The sequence below is a fragment of the Bacillus cereus group sp. BfR-BA-01453 genome, assembly GCF_022662915.1.
GTDB lineage: Bacteria > Bacillota > Bacilli > Bacillales > Bacillaceae_G > Bacillus_A > Bacillus_A paranthracis.
On sequence record NZ_JAKUEN010000017.1, the window covers coordinates 18,743 to 33,341 of the forward strand.

A 14,599-nucleotide genomic window follows, 5' to 3' on the forward strand; every position below is an offset into this window, starting at 1 on the left:
AAAACAATGGCTAGAAAGAAAGCCGTGAAAGTATTACGTAAACAAAAGAAAAGAGAAAACATGCAACGATTCACGCAAAAACAAAATCTCGGGCGAGCTTGCTTGACTGCAAAAGAATTTCGCTTACTTCAGCGCATGTCGCATAGTTCAAAAGCGTTGCGAAATGTTGGATTGTATACCATTAAACAAAGTTACTTGAATCATAACAAGATAGCTACTGTAAAAGAAGTGGACACTGCTATGCAAGCCGATTCGAATTACTGGGGCATGCAATCCAACTCTGTTCAAGCGATTCGTAGAGCCTTATATGCAGAAGTGAAGAGCTTTTTTAAAGCAATGGAACAATGGAAGAAAAATCCTGAGAAGTTCACAGGACGTCCTAAGTTTCCGAATTATTCTCGTTCAACGGACAAACGAATCATTGAAATCTATCAAGTTCCAAAAGTAGATGAGAATGGGTATTGGATGATTCCGATGAATGCTGCATTCAGAAAAAAATTCGGTTCCATTAAAATACGTATGCCTAAAAATGTAAGAAATAAAAAAATCTCTTACATCGAGATTGTACCGAAGCAAAAAGGTCGGTTCTTTGAGGTGCATTACACATATGAAATGCATGTTTCTCAAATGAAGAAACAACCCACGACTACGAATAACGCTTTGAGTTGCGATTTAGGTGTAGACAGATTAGTAAGTTGCGTAACCAATACAGGTGATACATTTTTAATTGATGGTAAAAAACTAAAAGCCATTAACCAGTACTTCAATAAAATGATACGTAATCTAGGGCTGGAAAATATGGAAAACGGAATTTCAAAACGTATTGTAACGAATAAAATGGCCGCACTTTGGCATAAACGAGAACGACAAATAAACGGTTATATTTCACAAACTGTAGGCCTGTTATTTAAAAAAGTGAAAGCATGTAACATAGATACGGTTGTAGTAGGATATAACGTTGGTTGGAAACAAAAATCTGATATGGGGAAAAAGAATAATCAAAAGTTTGTTCAAATCCCGTTTCATAAACTGCTTGCAGCAATTGAGAATAAATGTATAAAAGAAGGGATACGATTTTTCAAACAAGAAGAAAGCTATACTTCAAAAGCTAGTTTTCTGGATAAAGATCCGGTTCCAGTTTGGTCTAAGGATAATAGAGCCCAATATTATTTTAGCGGCAAACGAATCACTCGTGGTCTGTACCAAAGTAAAGCAGGAACATGTATCCATGCTGATATTAATGGTGCGCTGAATACATTGCAAAAATCAAGAGTTGTAGAATTGGATGAAAGTCTGAAAGTGAAAACACCGATTCTATTAGAAGTGCAAAAACGTAAGGCTGTTGCTTCGCGCATAGCTTAGTGGGTGCGTCAACCATCCATGTGTACTCGACTTGTCGGGGCTTGTAGCACACGCCGGATTCATCTGAGTGGTGGCTTCTTCCACAAGGAAGAACTGCTCTTTTTTGAAAGGGTGGTGCAAGTGGGAAAGCAATCGTTCGTTGCCAGTACCAACCAAAAACATACTTGGGGTGTTACCATAAGGTGGCATGAATGCTAGAGCGTCAACTGTTTAGCGATAGACGAAAAGACCTAGCGTTCGAACTCAAGCCCCCACTGAAGCGTTTCATCTCAGTGGGGGTAGTTGACTTATCGAGATGTAAACATCAATTTTGATTTTTACGTATAAATAATGAACGGAGGAAATGAATTTATGGCTACTTTACCAAATTGTCCAAAATGTAATTCAGAATATACGTATGAGGATGGCGTTCTTTTCGTATGTCCAGAATGTGCTCATGAGTGGGGCCAAGAAGCAGAAGCTGAAAATAATGATGGTGCAAAAGTTGTAAAAGATGCGAACGGAAACGTTCTTCAAGACGGCGATGCTGTTACTGTCATTAAAGATTTAAAAGTAAAAGGAACTTCTTCAGTTGTGAAGATCGGTACGAAAGTAAAGAGTATCCGTCTAGTTGATGGCGATCACGATATTGATTGCAAAATCGACGGTTTCGGAGCTATGAAGTTAAAATCACAATTCGTTAAGAAGGCGTAAGTGAATAAAAGGATAAGGCGTATTAAACTGGTACCTATGGTAAGGACACAATAAAAAAGAGATTAAGCAATTAGAAGATGATTCCTATATTGAATGAGGGCACTGAAAAACTCCACTTCATAAGAAAAAGGATCCCATCACCTACTATATACAGATGACGGGATCCTTTTTAATTTCAACATATTGATGAAATATGTGTTATTTTTTCAAAGCAACCACTTTTTCAGTGGCCTCATATTGAATAGGAATCATCTTTTTTTAGTTCCACTGATATCGATAATTATTATAGTAAACTATATAATGATCTATTTTTGTCTTTAGTTCTTTCAATGCTTTAACTGATTGATAATCCACTTCATCTTTCAAATAACTAAAGAATGACTCTTGGGGAGCATTGTCCAACAATTATAGCCATACCCTAAATAAACAATTTTTGTCCTAAATTTGCATCTGAAAAATTAAATATAATTGCCAAAAGAAATAAAAATCCAGTAACAATATTCATTAAAAAGCCTGAAATTGTTGCCAATAATATTGAACTTTTTCCCGAAAATGTATAATCCACCCTCCTTATCACTTTTTTTTGTATCTTTTATTAAGGTTTTTAAGATTATTTAAGATGCTAAGATTCATTTGAAATTTTTATGAATTTCTTAGCGAATAAAATCCGCGTTTTGCCGTCAGTGCCTCATTATGTTACTAAAGATATATGTATCCTCCATCAAAGGAATAGATATAACGTACAGATCCATAGCATAAGTAGTAATTAATATCCCTTTTCCTGCATCAACAAATTTTGCTTGCAGAAACTTTTCTACGATTTTTCTTTCTCTCCATCTTTTCGGTAACCACTCAAACCCTATGAACATAATAAGAATTGTTCTCCACTTAACTAATCTAATATTTTGGTCCCATCATCATAAATTGATTTGAGAAAGCTTCCATTGCTTTTCTATATCTCTCTAAATCATCTTGTATTTTTCTAAACTCATTAATTCTATAGACTAGTTCTTTATCCACTTCACTTAATCTTCTTTCAATTTCTTTTGCTGTATTCCCTTCCCAGCTATGTGTCAATACTACTTTAATTGAGTTCACGTTTTTTCTATGATTCTCCAAATCTAAAATACATGATTCTAAATCATTTTTTGCGCCTATCACATCGACAGCATGTGCAATAACGTCATAATTTTTCACAAGAATCCCTCGCTTAATTTTGTTCGTCCACATTTTTAAAGTTATCTGCGCGTTGTTCAATAAAATCGGCTTCTGAACGAATACGCTCCATATACCCCCTTTGGAATCCGTATACGCCATATGTAACTGTATTAATTAAATTCCCTTCTACGCTAGCTGGTGATTGCTGTAAAATATTAATAATTTTGTTACTCGCTTGTACTAACTTTTGATTAATGTCATCAATTTCTCTTTTTAACTCTTTAGCAATTTGTTTTACCTCTTCCACTGATAAACGAATTGTTATTTCACCAGCGCGAGGAGAAGATAGAACCCTTTGACCAGTTTCCCCATCATACATATTTGGCATATTGAATAAACCATATTTATCATAAGAAAAATTATCCATAGAATGATATTTTGGTCCCTTAAACGCCATAAAAAAACGTGAAACATTATAACTTGTTATTAAACTAGATAAAATTGGATTAAACGGGCTTATATCATGAATTAAATTATTATTTTTTGCATTCGGCTTATCTGTATAATACATATGACCTATACGACCTCTTTGTGTATTATCATTCCCTTTAAATCCTGTAAACACTGTATCATTCGGATTTCCATAAGTCGTAACTAGATCTTTGTATTCTCCTTTTAATGCTTTTTCTTTTTTATCTTCAGGTAATCCATCAATTACATTGGGTGCTTCAAAACTTACAACTGGCACATTGTTCATAACTCCTGCATATTCACCTAAACCACCGCCTAGAGAATGACCTGTTAACGTGAGACTATAACCCTTCAAGCCATTGTCAGGATTATTTATATAATTCTTGACCTCTTTAGTTAAATCATCTGCATTAGTAAATTGACTTTCTGCAACTATCTTTTGCTTTCTTTCTTTCGCCATAGCAAAATTAAATTGCTCAGTTAAAGGAAGGGATGAAGTATCCATTTTGTTTAAGTTATCTAAACTATCTTGATTCTTTCTGAAACGATTACCCATAACATCATATAAATCCGCGTCATAAAAGTCACGCGGTTCCCAAGAACCACGAAAGGCAATAACAATTTGTTTCGTTTCATCATTTTTATAAATAGTTGCATCAAAACTATTTACAGGATTATGTAATGGTACAGAATTAGGTATTTCAATACGTTCCCAAGTTTCTTGATGATCCCCAACTTTTATTTTAGCAAGTTCTGCATCTTTATAACTTTTACCTGATAAATTCGAAAGAGCTTCATCACTAACTGAACTCCTCATATTTCCATCTCCTTAAAAATAATTTATAGTATTAATTATAAGATAATTTAAGGAGGGAAAATATGGGTAAATTAAAGGAGAAAAACATTATAATTTTAATCATTTTAGCAATTATAGCTTTAATTATAGGATTTACAATAAAAAATACTCACGAAAAAAATATAGACAAAGAAAAATCAGCTAAAGCTGCTATAGAACATATGAAAAAAGAAGAAAATATAGATTTTGTGGTAACCGATGTTAAAATTGAAACACATTTCGAACTTAGCGGTTCTATTACAGTTAGAGGTTACGATAAAAATGATAAGCAAAACAAATTTTACGTTGATATAAATAAAATTCAAAATTATAAAGTAAAAACTTGGGGAAAAGATTAATAAGATGAATAGGCTAATTTTAATGTGTAATAAAATTTCAACAACAAAATACATAAAATAACATGATTATATCAAAGGGATGCTTATATATTGATCTATATTGCATTCCCTTGTTCTATGTATGCTATTATTTCTATTCTGTTTTTTCGATTTCTCCTTGCAAATGGTACCCCTCAGCGTTAGTTAACCATTCTATATTTCCTTAACAATCTCATAAACAACGGAATCATTTGAACTACAATATACCAATCCCTGCACGACTTATTACTGAGAATCCCCGTTCCTGGCTATCAACCATAATAAACAAGCAACCGCATAGCGCCAAAACGGATGCAATTGGATAGGACATGGCTTTAAGCGAGAAAATAACCGGTTCAAATGCATTTACAATACGATTGTATAATTGATCATCTATATAATTTTTTATTGTTCCATCGCTGGACTGCGCATCTTTAAACACCTCATTCACATCTGGATTATTCCTATCAACAAATGCATGCGAAATATCTATAATGTTGCTGAATATAATGGCAGTACCTATTACTAATGAAATGCGCACTGCGACAGGTGCGTATTTTTTTTATTTCTTTAGTTGAAAATATTATTTTACTCATGATGTCTCCTAATCTCCATATCTTGAAATTCAAGAATATAAAAAATATCTGTAGATAAAGCACTCCTTTTCAAGTGTCTTAACTGCAGGTTCCAGTTTATATAGGCCTCCTCTTTTTCATTGTCATTTTTTGTCGGTAAGTCGATATTCCTTGTCGAATCGTCGATATAATTTCACTCACCGAGAAAGGTGCATCATTTACCGAGCAAAAAGCCAGATTACCGTCCGCCATAGTCAATCTCCTTCAACTGACACCGCTTATTAAAGAAAGTTTTATATCCAAGCTGTAAGAAGATAATAACAGCAAAAGCGGTACTTCCTGAAATACCAAGTATAATTGCGATTTGATATTGAATGGCTGTAAATGGTGATACACCAGATAAGATTTGTCCTGTCATCATGCCTGGTAAGCTTATAATTCCCATTCCGACCATAGAATTGATCGTTGGTAAAATGGCAGAGTCAAAAGCGTCGCGTATGAGCGGAGCAGTTGCTTCTTTCGGCGTTGCGCCGAGCATAAGTGCTCCTTCAATTTGACCTCTTTGCGATTTCATATTGTTTAAGAACGTATTTGCACCGAGAGAAACACCAGTCATAGCATTTCCAACTAACATTCCTGTAATCGGAACGATATATTGCGGCGCATACCAAGGATCATGTCCGATAATAACAAAGATAAATAGTAGAAGTGGCCCAATGGATCCGGCTACCATAGAAAGAGCGGCTACTCGTTTTAATTCTTTGGACATTGGGATATTAACTCGTTTATAAATATTAAAAATTGCAAAGGTAGTAATAGAAGTAATGAGAGCAATTGTATAAAATGGATTACTATTTTCAAATACGTATGTAAGGACATATGCAACGAGTACGAGCTGAATCGTCATACGGAACGTTGCGAGCGCGATTTGTTTTTCGCGAGGTATCCCTTTTAATTTCACGAGCCCGATTAAAATAAGAATGAAAATATATGCAGCGGCAAGTTGCCAAATTTGGAGTTCAATCACGCCCTTCAACTGAGAGCACTTCCTTTCTAGTTGCACCGTTTGCTTTACTAATCTCAATAATATCGTCTGCAATTTCTTCTGGAAGCTGTTGTGAGTGTGTGATGAAGATGACTGTTTTTTTCTTTTCTTTTGCTAGCATAGTGAATTGCTTCATAACGCGTCGTTCTGTATCGCTATCTAACGCCGAAGTTGGTTCATCTAATAAATAGACAGGTGGATCCATAAGTACGATACGTGCAAAAGCAAGTCGTTGTTTTTCGCCACCTGATAATGAATCAGCGTTGTCTTCTAAATTTTTTTCCAAGCTAACAGTCGTTAATGCACTTCGCAAGGCAGCATCATTTGGAAATGGTTTTTCAGAAAGACGAAGTCCCATTAATAGATTGTTTTTAATGGTTCCATCGAAAATAGGTGGCGTTTGCCCAAGCATGACTACTTCACGTCGTAATTGAATAGGGGGATAGTCAGAAATCAATTTTCCGTTATATTCAATTGTTCCAGATGTTGGAGATTGTAGATCATTTAACATACGGAGCAATGTGCTTTTTCCGCTCCCACTCTCGCCGATAATACATGTGATTTTTTCTTTTTGAATCTGTAAATAAGGAATGTGCAGTATATCTTTATATGTAACGTCTTTTAATATAAACATAGATGGCTCCTTTCTGATTCTAGTTCTATCGTATCAAAAAAGAGAAGGTAACGGTTATAAAGAGCAACGTTTTTTCTTCGTCTTAATTTCTATTAATAAGTTAAGTAAACGATCTAATTCTTGGCTGAAAGAAATTACTTTATGATGAGTGAATCCGTACTTTTCAACGAGATAGATCAATTCTTTCTTCTTCGCTTCTATGCGATCATTTAGTTTCGTTACGTTCATAAGTGAAATGAAATGCCTCCTGTAAAAGTATTTACAACACAAAAAATAAGACCGAATGAATTCGGCCTTAAAGGAAATAAAACAACTTATCAATAGCATACACTGTTTATTGGTAGTTTTTAATATGAAAATGAAAAATAAATCATGATTCATATTGAGAAAGATGTGTCTGATAATTATATTTTAACGAATAAGAGAGGCTGCCTAATTAGGAGACAGCCTGTAAAGTATTAACCGTTATGATATTTGTACATCCAGAGGATACCGGATTTTAGTAACCTTGGTACACGTCCCATTAATGGTTGGTTTGCTAGCAAACCAAAGCCATGCTTCTTACCAAGAGAGCCGAGAACACCTTTTAATTTAATGACAGGTAGTTCGTCAGGAAGTGGTTCATTATTCCAACGTTTTAATAATATTTGGACAATTTGTTCCCCTTGACCTTCAGCAAGTTGTGCAGATGGTGCGTGTGGAAGTGCTGCACAATCTCCTACAACATATACGTGCTCGTTATTTGGAATATTGTGATATTTTGTTAAAACAACCCGTCCGCTACCATCTTGTTCAACTGGAAGGTTTCGAACAACTTCATTTGCTTGAATACCAGCTGTCCAGACGATTGCATCACATTCAAGTGGTTCATCGTGGTTGTACACAATATTTGGCTCTACTTTTGTAATGTTAGAGTTTCGTATAATAGTAACTTTATGTTTTACGAACCATTCTTCTACATATCTACTTAATTTCTCTGGATATGGGAATAGAATTCTATCTTTTCGATCAAATAAGTAGATTTTTAAATCAGAACGACTTTCGCGAAGTTCACTTGCGACCTCAACGCCACTTAATCCAGCACCAACGACTGCTACTGTTGCATTTGGTTCTAGACTATTTAATTGTTCATATGTCTTACGTGTTTGTTCAATCGATTGTAGGCTATGTGTATATTCCTTCGCCCCAGGAACGTTATGATATTTATCCTCACAGCCAAGTCCAATAATTAAATCATCATATTGAATTGCTTCACCGCCATCGAGATGAACAGCTTTTTCTTTGAGATCAATATTTGTTACTGTGCCGTATTGAATATTGAGGCGTGGGTGTTCAGGAAACGGTATACGAATATGCGTTTCTGAAATAGTACCCGCAACTAATGCATAATATTCAGTTTTGAAGCAATGATATGGTACTTTGTCGATTAATGTCACTTGTACATCATCCGGAAGTTGGTTGCTTGGAAGTAGCCGTTGCAGAATTCTCATTCCACCGTAGCCGCCACCTAATATTACGAGGTGTTTCATGATGGATTACCCCTTTTCTGTTGAAATATCCCCTAATCATAAAATTTTATATTAATAAAATATTTTGACTTTACTCAATCAAATTATATCGAATTTGTGAACAAATAACAATGCATGAATGAATACTCTGTTGTACAATAAGAAGAAAAGTAGAGTAAACGATCTGCATTATTTAGTTACCATTTCATCGTAAATAGCATGTTATATAGAAGGAATCATCTATTTTGAAGTGAAATAATGAAGTAACTAAATAGTTTAGAAGGTGTAATGAAAACAACAAGAAACAGCTTAGTTTTTTTCTTATAGATGAAGTCAGAAAGTAATTTGTTTTGTAGTACAGGGGGGAGAATTTTGATTAAACCATTAATTGAATTTTGTGTAGGTAACCTTGCAAGTGGTTCACAAGCAGCTTTAGAGAAATTAGAAAAAGATCCGAATTTAGATGTAATGGAGTATGGTTGTTTAGGATATTGTGGCATTTGTTTTGAAGGACCGTTTGCACTTGTAAATGGTGAAGTAGTACAAGGTGCTACAGTAGAAGAACTTGTTAATAATGTATATGAGTATTTGGATGAAAATCCAATGTTTTAAGGTGTTGCAATCGGCAGCACCTTTTTCTTTTTCTATTAGATAAAATTTTCTTTCGCAGGGGAGGGTAATATTGTATATAAATAAAAAAGGCCCTTTTTAGAAGGGCTTTTTTCTTACACAATTTGCGCAAGAATGGCTCATCGCCAAATGTTGTCAAATATGAGAAACGGGGGACATTCATATTGTGTTCTAAAAGCGTGCATTTTATACTTAACATAACAAATTATTTTTGGAGTGAATACAAATGAGCCAATTTTCTTTTACAAAAATGCATGGTCTTGGCAATAGTTATATATATGTAAATATGTTTGAAGAACAAATTCCTGAAGAAGATTTAGCTCTTGTGGCGGAAAAGGTTTCAAATATTAATATTGGTATTGGAGCAGATGGAATGATTTTAATTTGTCCATCTGACGTAGCGCCGGTGAAAATGCGCATGTTTAATAATGATGGATCAGAAGGAAAGAGCTGTGGTAACGGTTTACGCTGCGTAGCGAAATATGCGTATGAGCATAAACTAGTAGAAGATACAGTTTTCACAATTGAAACGTTAGCTGGCATTGTAACGGCGGAAGTAACGGTAGAAGAAGGGAAAGTTACATTAGCGAAAATCGATATGGGAGCACCTCGTTTAACCCGTGCAGAAATACCGATGCTTGGTGAAGGTGAAACACCATTTATTCGTGAAAACTTCTTATACAATAACCATCGTTATGCATTTACAGCTGTTTCAATGGGAAATCCGCATGCAGTTATTTTTGTTGATGATGTAGAACAAGCACCTCTTACAACACTTGGACCAGTTCTTGAGACACATGAAATGTTCCCAGAACGAGTAAATGTTGAATTCATTGAGATTTTGAATGAGGAAGAGATGAACTTCCGCGTTTGGGAACGTGGATCTGGTGTAACACAAGCTTGCGGAACAGGGGCGTGTGCTGCAGTTGTAGCCTCTATTTTAAATGGAAAAATGGAACGTGGTAAGGAAATTACAGTTCATTTAGCTGGCGGCGATTTAATGATTGCATGGACAGAAGAAGGCAACGTGTTAATGAAAGGACCAGCAGAAGTAATTTGCCGCGGAGTGTATGAGTACAAGATAGAAGCGTAAAGATGTATAATAGAACGAGAACAGAAAGGATGGTGTATTTCATGATTGAAGTTACAGAACAAGCAGCTTTTCAAATTAAAGATATGTTAAAAGATGCTGAAGATGGAGAGAAGTACGTGCGCCTTGCTGTACACGGCGGCGGATGTAGTGGTCTTTCTTACGGCTTAGGATTTGAAGTAGAACCAAAAGAAGACGACACAGTTCTTGAGTTTTTCGGTGTTGAATTTGTTATCGATAAAGAAAGTGCTCCGATTGTTAAAGGAGTAAAAATTGATTATAAACAATCTATGCTTGGCGGCGGATTCACAATCGACAATCCAAACGCAATCGCATCATGCGGATGTGGATCATCTTTCCGTACAGCGACGAATGCTGGTAAGCCAGAAGAGTGCTAAGTTTTTAGTTGAAATAGAGAAAGACCTTTTTAGCGATGGAGTGCAATCGTTAAGGAGGTCTTTTCTTTTGGCGTAAAAGTCCAATTGGTGACGGGATGACGGTTTCTAAAGTGAAGAAATAATTATTATCTTACAAAAGTGTAATGTTCGTGTCATGTTTTTGAATTTCTTCTTTAAGCTCTGGGCTTTAAGATAACAATATAAGAAAAACACATGAGGTGAAGGAAATGAAAAGATATATTGCACTTTTTAGTATTTTAGTTGTATTTGCGAGTCTTTTAGTTGGCTGTGATTTAAATCGTATGGGTAAAGATGAGTACTACGTTCAAATTACAGTAGATGGAAAAGAGTATAATGGTAAGTCTGATAATGGAGAGCCATACAAACATTTTGAGTATAAATTAAAAGGGTTTGATAAAGACGGAAAAGAAAAAGAATTAGAATTTAATGCTCAAAAAAATCTTCGTAAAGAAGCATTTTTACGCGTATACAATTCAGATAAAAAAGGTGTAACAGCTTGGGAAGAAGTAAAGAAAGACGAGCTTCCTGCGAAAGTGAAAGAAAAATTAGGTGCAAAATAAGATAGAAAAAAGGAATTGACGAACAGGGTCAATTCCTTTTTTGATTCTCAAAATCCTCTTCTGAAATGACTGTAAATCCGTGTCTTTTGAGTAAAGCAGTTGTTACCCCGTAACCAATTTGTTTATTGCCGTTAAATTCTCCCGTGTAAATCGTCGAACTACCACAAGATGGACTACGTTCTTTCAAAATAATATATTCTGGGTGTAAATTTTTGATTTGTTCTAGCGCTTTATAAGCACCGCTCACGAAAGATTCCGTGACATCTTCACCATCTTTTGTCATCACTTTCGCTTTTCCATCCAAAACGTCATCGCCATTCCCGCCAATAATTTCAGCTGAGGGACGAGGCGTTGGCAATCCTCCTAATACTTCAGGACAAATAAGGACTGTATCTTCTTGTTGCAGGAGCTCCTCTATTTTTGAAATGAGATTGTCATTTCCATCATAACGACAAGCAATACCACCTAAACAAGCGCTAATTACGATCATATTTTCATCTCCAATAAAAAATATTAATTACCACGCTAAATTCCCTTCCGATTCCTTATTTATAAGTGAGGTGATAAAAATGGGAAGCTTATATAATTTAATGAAACCATATAGTGAATTTCGAAGTAAAGAAGAGTTTAATACATATCAAAAACAAGTTTTGAAACATTATCGATTTCAATTAAATAAAACGGATGCTACTATTATTCATTTTTTAGGAAAGTATGCAGTGAATGAGAAACAGAAAACGGTGGGGGTTGCTTGTCCGTTAATGGAGACGATTGCGACGAATGTTGGAAAAAGCATTCGTACAGTGCGGGATTTATTTTTAGAGGTTGGATTAGAATGGGGAGCAGCACTGAGAAGAAGTAAGGGGATACCGTTATTTGATCCGTTTAAAAAGGAGCCATGCGTAAACGCATGACTCCAAGTAGTTAATCAAACTTTCTTACAACTGGAACACGAATCGCTACAAATAGTACGAAGACGATAACGGCGATTGCACCACTTTTCATAACGGTTACGATTGGAATTCCTATTGCAAGCGCGATTGATGTGAATGCATAAGAGAGCGGGATAAAGCCCATTGATGATAGCATAAGCAAACTCATTACGCGTCCCATCATTTCTTCTTTTACTGTCGATTGAATCATCGCCATAAGCGGAACGATAGCCATTGCAATTGTAATACCGTAAAACATGCCGGCTAATAACGCCTGCCATAGTACAGTGCTAAAGTTGATAGATAAGAAGAATACACCAGACAGTAGCATCATGATAATGCAAAATAGACCGCGCCTACGATTAATATTTTTTAAACCGACAATGACTGCGCCTATTGCCATTCCGCCTCCTACAGATGCTTCTAAGTAACTGAATTGAAGCGAGTCACCGTGTAGAACATTTTTAATGAAAAGCGGGAAACCGACTTGCATCGGACCGATTAAAAATAAGTTTAGAAAGGCGCTACAAATAAGGAAAGTTGAAAGGAATGGAGATTCCTTTACATATAAAATTCCTTCTTTAATAGAAGTGAACATGCTTTTGTCTGTATTTTGCTGCTCTGGCATCGTAAATTGTATTTTTTGAACGAGTATGGCTGCGACAATGAGTAATAAAATTGTAATCGAGAAAATCGTTTCATAGTTCGTAAATTTAATAAGAATGCCGCCAAGTACAGGCCCTAAAATAACCGATGCTTGGTTCGTCATTTGTGTAAGTGAGTTTGCTTGTGTTAAACGGCTTTTTTCGACAAGTTCAGGCAAGATAGATCCATCAGCTGACCAGAAAAAAGCATCAGCAAGTCCAAAGAATAAAGCGAATAAAGCAAATGTATATAGTGTTACATCACCTACGATGAACCATGTAAGGATAGTTGCGACAAGAATAGCACGAACAATATTAGAATAAAACATAATGTTTTTTTTCGGGAATTTATCAGCTACAGCGCCGCCGATAATCATAAAAATAAGCCTTGGAACACTAAGAGCTACGAAAACAACACCGAGTGATGCCTCAAGGTTTAATGTTTTTGCTATGTACCACGTTTGTGAAAAAGTAAAAAAGGCTAAAGCGAAACTTGAAAAAAGAGTAGCTGCCCAAAGAAAAAGGAAATTCGTATTTTTTAATAACGGTTTTCCGCTTCCTTCTAAAGCAGATTTATTTTGTTGTAGTTCCTCCATATTGCTTCCTTTCTATGTGACAAATTTAAACTAAAAAACTTGTTAATAATCACTTTATCCCGCGTTAACGGGCAGTAAAACTCCCACCTCAAAATTTGGCTCGAGCAAAGAAGTTAGGTGGGAGACTAACTGCCCGTAAACGTCCGATTGGTGAGGGCTAATACTCAGTGGTGGGGGATGAATCCCCCCACCACTGAGTATAGTTTCACTTTATACAGTTTCTAATATTTCTATACTGCACTTTCTCATTGTAGACAATTATGTTGGATTTGCACAGTGGCTATTTAACGACAAAAAAGAAGATACCATTTGGTATCTTCTTTTTTGTCGTTTAGGCTAATGCAATATAAATATCCAATTGTACGTTAGTTGGATCTAACGCTCTTTCATCATAAAGCTCAAAGTCTGTTGTAAAAGCACGTTTGTTTTCCTTTGACCATTTCCAAATATATTCCCAAGCCTCGCAAACGACTTCAGTAATTGGTCCCTTTCTCGTTGTAAATACCGCATACGTAGCGGCAGGTATTGTTAAAGTTGTCATATTTTCAGGAACGTCTTCTAATGAAGAAACGGGCATGCCAATCGTAAAGGTATATGTACCCGTTTCATCTGATTCGTAGTTTGAGTAAAAAGCGAATGTTTCTTTCGTTTGTTGATTTGGAATGTGGTGCATGATTTGTTCTTGGAAGTACCGGTTCCAAAGCCCGGGAATTTTTCCTTTAGTAGATGCCTCTTTTTCGTTGGTCGTCGTAATCGAAATGCCCATTGCTTGGAAAGCTTCTTTTTTTACGATAATAGGTTCTTTCATTTTAAAATATCCCCCTTATTGTATAGAACGTTTGTTCTTGTTTAATATAACATATTTTTACATATAACGGTTACTATTTTTAAAAAATTTCAATGATACATAACAAAATGAAATAAGTAAAAAATGGTAAAATTATCATTGTATGTATAAATAGATTATGGAGTATGTTAAGATTTTTATGTATCCTTTAACTGTTATATAAACCTATACAATTAGATGCTTTTTGCCATATTAAAAAGTAGTAAAGGTTTGTATAAGTATC

17 protein-coding genes and 3 pseudogenes are annotated in these 14,599 nt (G+C 35.3%); 8 read left to right on the forward strand and 12 right to left on the reverse strand.

Annotation, left to right across the window (positions count from 1 at the left end):
* Positions 1-6 precede the first annotated feature (6 nt).
* Together MR070_RS23240 and phnA are read left to right on the forward strand one after the other, a co-directional pair.
* Complete coding sequence (locus MR070_RS23240; RefSeq protein ID WP_242262086.1) at positions 7-1,362, forward strand: RNA-guided endonuclease TnpB family protein; 1,356 nt, start codon at positions 7-9, stop codon at positions 1,360-1,362.
* Positions 1,363-1,713: 351 nt separating this feature from the next.
* Positions 1,714-2,055 carry an alkylphosphonate utilization operon protein PhnA gene (gene phnA, locus MR070_RS23245; protein ID WP_000212737.1) on the forward strand — a complete coding sequence of 114 codons (342 nt, stop codon included), beginning with the start codon at positions 1,714-1,716 and terminating at the stop codon, positions 2,053-2,055.
* Positions 2,056-2,313: 258 nt separating this feature from the next.
* Here the strand turns inward: phnA and MR070_RS23250 are convergent.
* From MR070_RS23250 to MR070_RS23265, 4 genes and pseudogenes are all read right to left on the reverse strand, one after another.
* Positions 2,314-2,454, reverse strand: a pseudogene (locus MR070_RS23250) (IS3 family transposase); the annotation flags it as partial.
* Between the two features lie 281 nt (positions 2,455-2,735).
* Positions 2,736-2,924 carry a hypothetical protein gene (locus tag MR070_RS23255; RefSeq protein WP_138320833.1) on the reverse strand — a complete coding sequence of 63 codons (189 nt, stop codon included), beginning with the start codon at positions 2,922-2,924 and terminating at the stop codon, positions 2,736-2,738.
* 28 nt (positions 2,925-2,952) lie between these two features.
* Positions 2,953-3,252, reverse strand: a complete 300-nt coding sequence (locus MR070_RS23260) for a hypothetical protein (RefSeq protein ID WP_138320835.1) — start codon at positions 3,250-3,252, stop codon at positions 2,953-2,955.
* Between the two features lie 13 nt (positions 3,253-3,265).
* On the reverse strand, positions 3,266-4,501 hold the full coding sequence (locus MR070_RS23265) for a hypothetical protein (protein ID WP_138320837.1): 1,236 nt from the start codon (positions 4,499-4,501) through the stop codon (positions 3,266-3,268).
* Between the two features lie 62 nt (positions 4,502-4,563).
* Between MR070_RS23265 and MR070_RS23270 the strand changes: the two genes are divergently transcribed.
* The gene (locus MR070_RS23270) at positions 4,564-4,878 is read left to right on the forward strand and encodes a hypothetical protein (protein ID WP_138320839.1); all 315 of its coding nucleotides are present in this window, start codon (positions 4,564-4,566) and stop codon (positions 4,876-4,878) included.
* Positions 4,879-5,057: 179 nt separating this feature from the next.
* On the opposite strand, the pseudogene MR070_RS27170 reads toward MR070_RS23270, so the two are convergent.
* The 5 genes and pseudogenes from MR070_RS27170 to MR070_RS23295 form a co-directional block, all read right to left on the reverse strand.
* Positions 5,058-5,458, reverse strand: a pseudogene (locus MR070_RS27170) (hypothetical protein); the annotation flags it as partial.
* Between the two features lie 251 nt (positions 5,459-5,709).
* Positions 5,710-6,507, reverse strand: a complete 798-nt coding sequence (locus MR070_RS23280; protein WP_000679263.1) for an ABC transporter permease — start codon at positions 6,505-6,507, stop codon at positions 5,710-5,712.
* Positions 6,491-7,150 (reverse strand): ABC transporter ATP-binding protein, encoded by a 660-nt coding sequence (locus MR070_RS23285; RefSeq protein WP_000470284.1) that lies wholly within the window; start codon positions 7,148-7,150, stop codon positions 6,491-6,493. The genes MR070_RS23280 and MR070_RS23285 overlap by 17 nt, the downstream gene beginning before the upstream one ends.
* Before the next feature lie 54 nt (positions 7,151-7,204).
* Positions 7,205-7,378 carry an aspartyl-phosphate phosphatase Spo0E family protein gene (locus MR070_RS23290; protein ID WP_001103328.1) on the reverse strand — a complete coding sequence of 58 codons (174 nt, stop codon included), beginning with the start codon at positions 7,376-7,378 and terminating at the stop codon, positions 7,205-7,207.
* A 230-nt stretch (positions 7,379-7,608) separates the two neighbouring features.
* Positions 7,609-8,679: an NAD(P)/FAD-dependent oxidoreductase gene (locus MR070_RS23295; protein WP_000682081.1), complete on the reverse strand. Its 1,071-nt coding sequence runs from the start codon at positions 8,677-8,679 to the stop codon at positions 7,609-7,611.
* Positions 8,680-9,030: 351 nt separating this feature from the next.
* On the opposite strand from MR070_RS23295, the gene MR070_RS23300 reads away from it, so the two are divergent.
* The 4 genes from MR070_RS23300 (at position 9,031) to MR070_RS23315 (ending at position 11,357) form a co-directional block, all read left to right on the forward strand.
* On the forward strand, positions 9,031-9,270 hold the full coding sequence (locus MR070_RS23300; protein WP_000595026.1) for a YuzB family protein: 240 nt from the start codon (positions 9,031-9,033) through the stop codon (positions 9,268-9,270).
* 244 nt (positions 9,271-9,514) lie between these two features.
* Positions 9,515-10,381: a diaminopimelate epimerase gene (dapF, locus tag MR070_RS23305; protein ID WP_000077379.1), complete on the forward strand. Its 867-nt coding sequence runs from the start codon at positions 9,515-9,517 to the stop codon at positions 10,379-10,381.
* Positions 10,382-10,422: 41 nt separating this feature from the next.
* Positions 10,423-10,776 (forward strand): HesB/IscA family protein, encoded by a 354-nt coding sequence (locus tag MR070_RS23310; protein ID WP_000573822.1) that lies wholly within the window; start codon positions 10,423-10,425, stop codon positions 10,774-10,776.
* A gap of 227 nt (positions 10,777-11,003) precedes the next feature.
* Complete coding sequence (locus MR070_RS23315; protein WP_000833158.1) at positions 11,004-11,357, forward strand: YxeA family protein; 354 nt, start codon at positions 11,004-11,006, stop codon at positions 11,355-11,357.
* Between the two features lie 28 nt (positions 11,358-11,385).
* On the opposite strand, the gene MR070_RS23320 is transcribed toward MR070_RS23315, so the two are convergent.
* On the reverse strand, positions 11,386-11,847 hold the full coding sequence (locus MR070_RS23320) for a 2-thiouracil desulfurase family protein (protein WP_242262087.1): 462 nt from the start codon (positions 11,845-11,847) through the stop codon (positions 11,386-11,388).
* A 79-nt stretch (positions 11,848-11,926) separates the two neighbouring features.
* Here MR070_RS23320 and MR070_RS23325 point away from each other — a divergent pair.
* Positions 11,927-12,166, forward strand: a pseudogene (locus tag MR070_RS23325) (helix-turn-helix domain-containing protein); the annotation flags it as partial.
* A gap of 115 nt (positions 12,167-12,281) precedes the next feature.
* Here MR070_RS23325 and MR070_RS23330 read toward each other — a convergent pair.
* On the reverse strand, positions 12,282-13,529 hold the full coding sequence (locus MR070_RS23330; protein ID WP_000391922.1) for an MFS transporter: 1,248 nt from the start codon (positions 13,527-13,529) through the stop codon (positions 12,282-12,284).
* A gap of 331 nt (positions 13,530-13,860) precedes the next feature.
* Complete coding sequence (locus MR070_RS23335) at positions 13,861-14,337, reverse strand: GyrI-like domain-containing protein (RefSeq protein WP_000662576.1); 477 nt, start codon at positions 14,335-14,337, stop codon at positions 13,861-13,863.
* Positions 14,338-14,599 lie beyond the last annotated feature (262 nt).

What these genes read in the sequence shown, in the direction of transcription:
- MR070_RS23320 (WP_242262087.1), bottom strand. Translation starts at nt 11,847, where the DNA reads ATGATCGTAATTAGCGCTTGTTTAGGTGGTATTGCTTGTCGTTATGAT.
- MR070_RS23330 (WP_000391922.1), bottom strand. Translation starts at nt 13,529, where the DNA reads ATGGAGGAACTACAACAAAATAAATCTGCTTTAGAAGGAAGCGGAAAA.
- MR070_RS23285 (WP_000470284.1), bottom strand. Translation starts at nt 7,150, where the DNA reads ATGTTTATATTAAAAGACGTTACATATAAAGATATACTGCACATTCCT.
- MR070_RS23240 (WP_242262086.1), top strand. Translation starts at nt 7, where the DNA reads ATGGCTAGAAAGAAAGCCGTGAAAGTATTACGTAAACAAAAGAAAAGA.
- MR070_RS23265 (WP_138320837.1), bottom strand. Translation starts at nt 4,501, where the DNA reads ATGAGGAGTTCAGTTAGTGATGAAGCTCTTTCGAATTTATCAGGTAAA.
- MR070_RS23335 (WP_000662576.1), bottom strand. Translation starts at nt 14,337, where the DNA reads ATGAAAGAACCTATTATCGTAAAAAAAGAAGCTTTCCAAGCAATGGGC.
- MR070_RS23255 (WP_138320833.1), bottom strand. Translation starts at nt 2,924, where the DNA reads ATGTTCATAGGGTTTGAGTGGTTACCGAAAAGATGGAGAGAAAGAAAA.
- MR070_RS23290 (WP_001103328.1), bottom strand. Translation starts at nt 7,378, where the DNA reads ATGAACGTAACGAAACTAAATGATCGCATAGAAGCGAAGAAGAAAGAA.
- phnA (WP_000212737.1), top strand. Translation starts at nt 1,714, where the DNA reads ATGGCTACTTTACCAAATTGTCCAAAATGTAATTCAGAATATACGTAT.
- MR070_RS23295 (WP_000682081.1), bottom strand. Translation starts at nt 8,679, where the DNA reads ATGAAACACCTCGTAATATTAGGTGGCGGCTACGGTGGAATGAGAATT.
- MR070_RS23315 (WP_000833158.1), top strand. Translation starts at nt 11,004, where the DNA reads ATGAAAAGATATATTGCACTTTTTAGTATTTTAGTTGTATTTGCGAGT.
- MR070_RS23310 (WP_000573822.1), top strand. Translation starts at nt 10,423, where the DNA reads ATGATTGAAGTTACAGAACAAGCAGCTTTTCAAATTAAAGATATGTTA.
- dapF (WP_000077379.1), top strand. Translation starts at nt 9,515, where the DNA reads ATGAGCCAATTTTCTTTTACAAAAATGCATGGTCTTGGCAATAGTTAT.
- MR070_RS23270 (WP_138320839.1), top strand. Translation starts at nt 4,564, where the DNA reads ATGGGTAAATTAAAGGAGAAAAACATTATAATTTTAATCATTTTAGCA.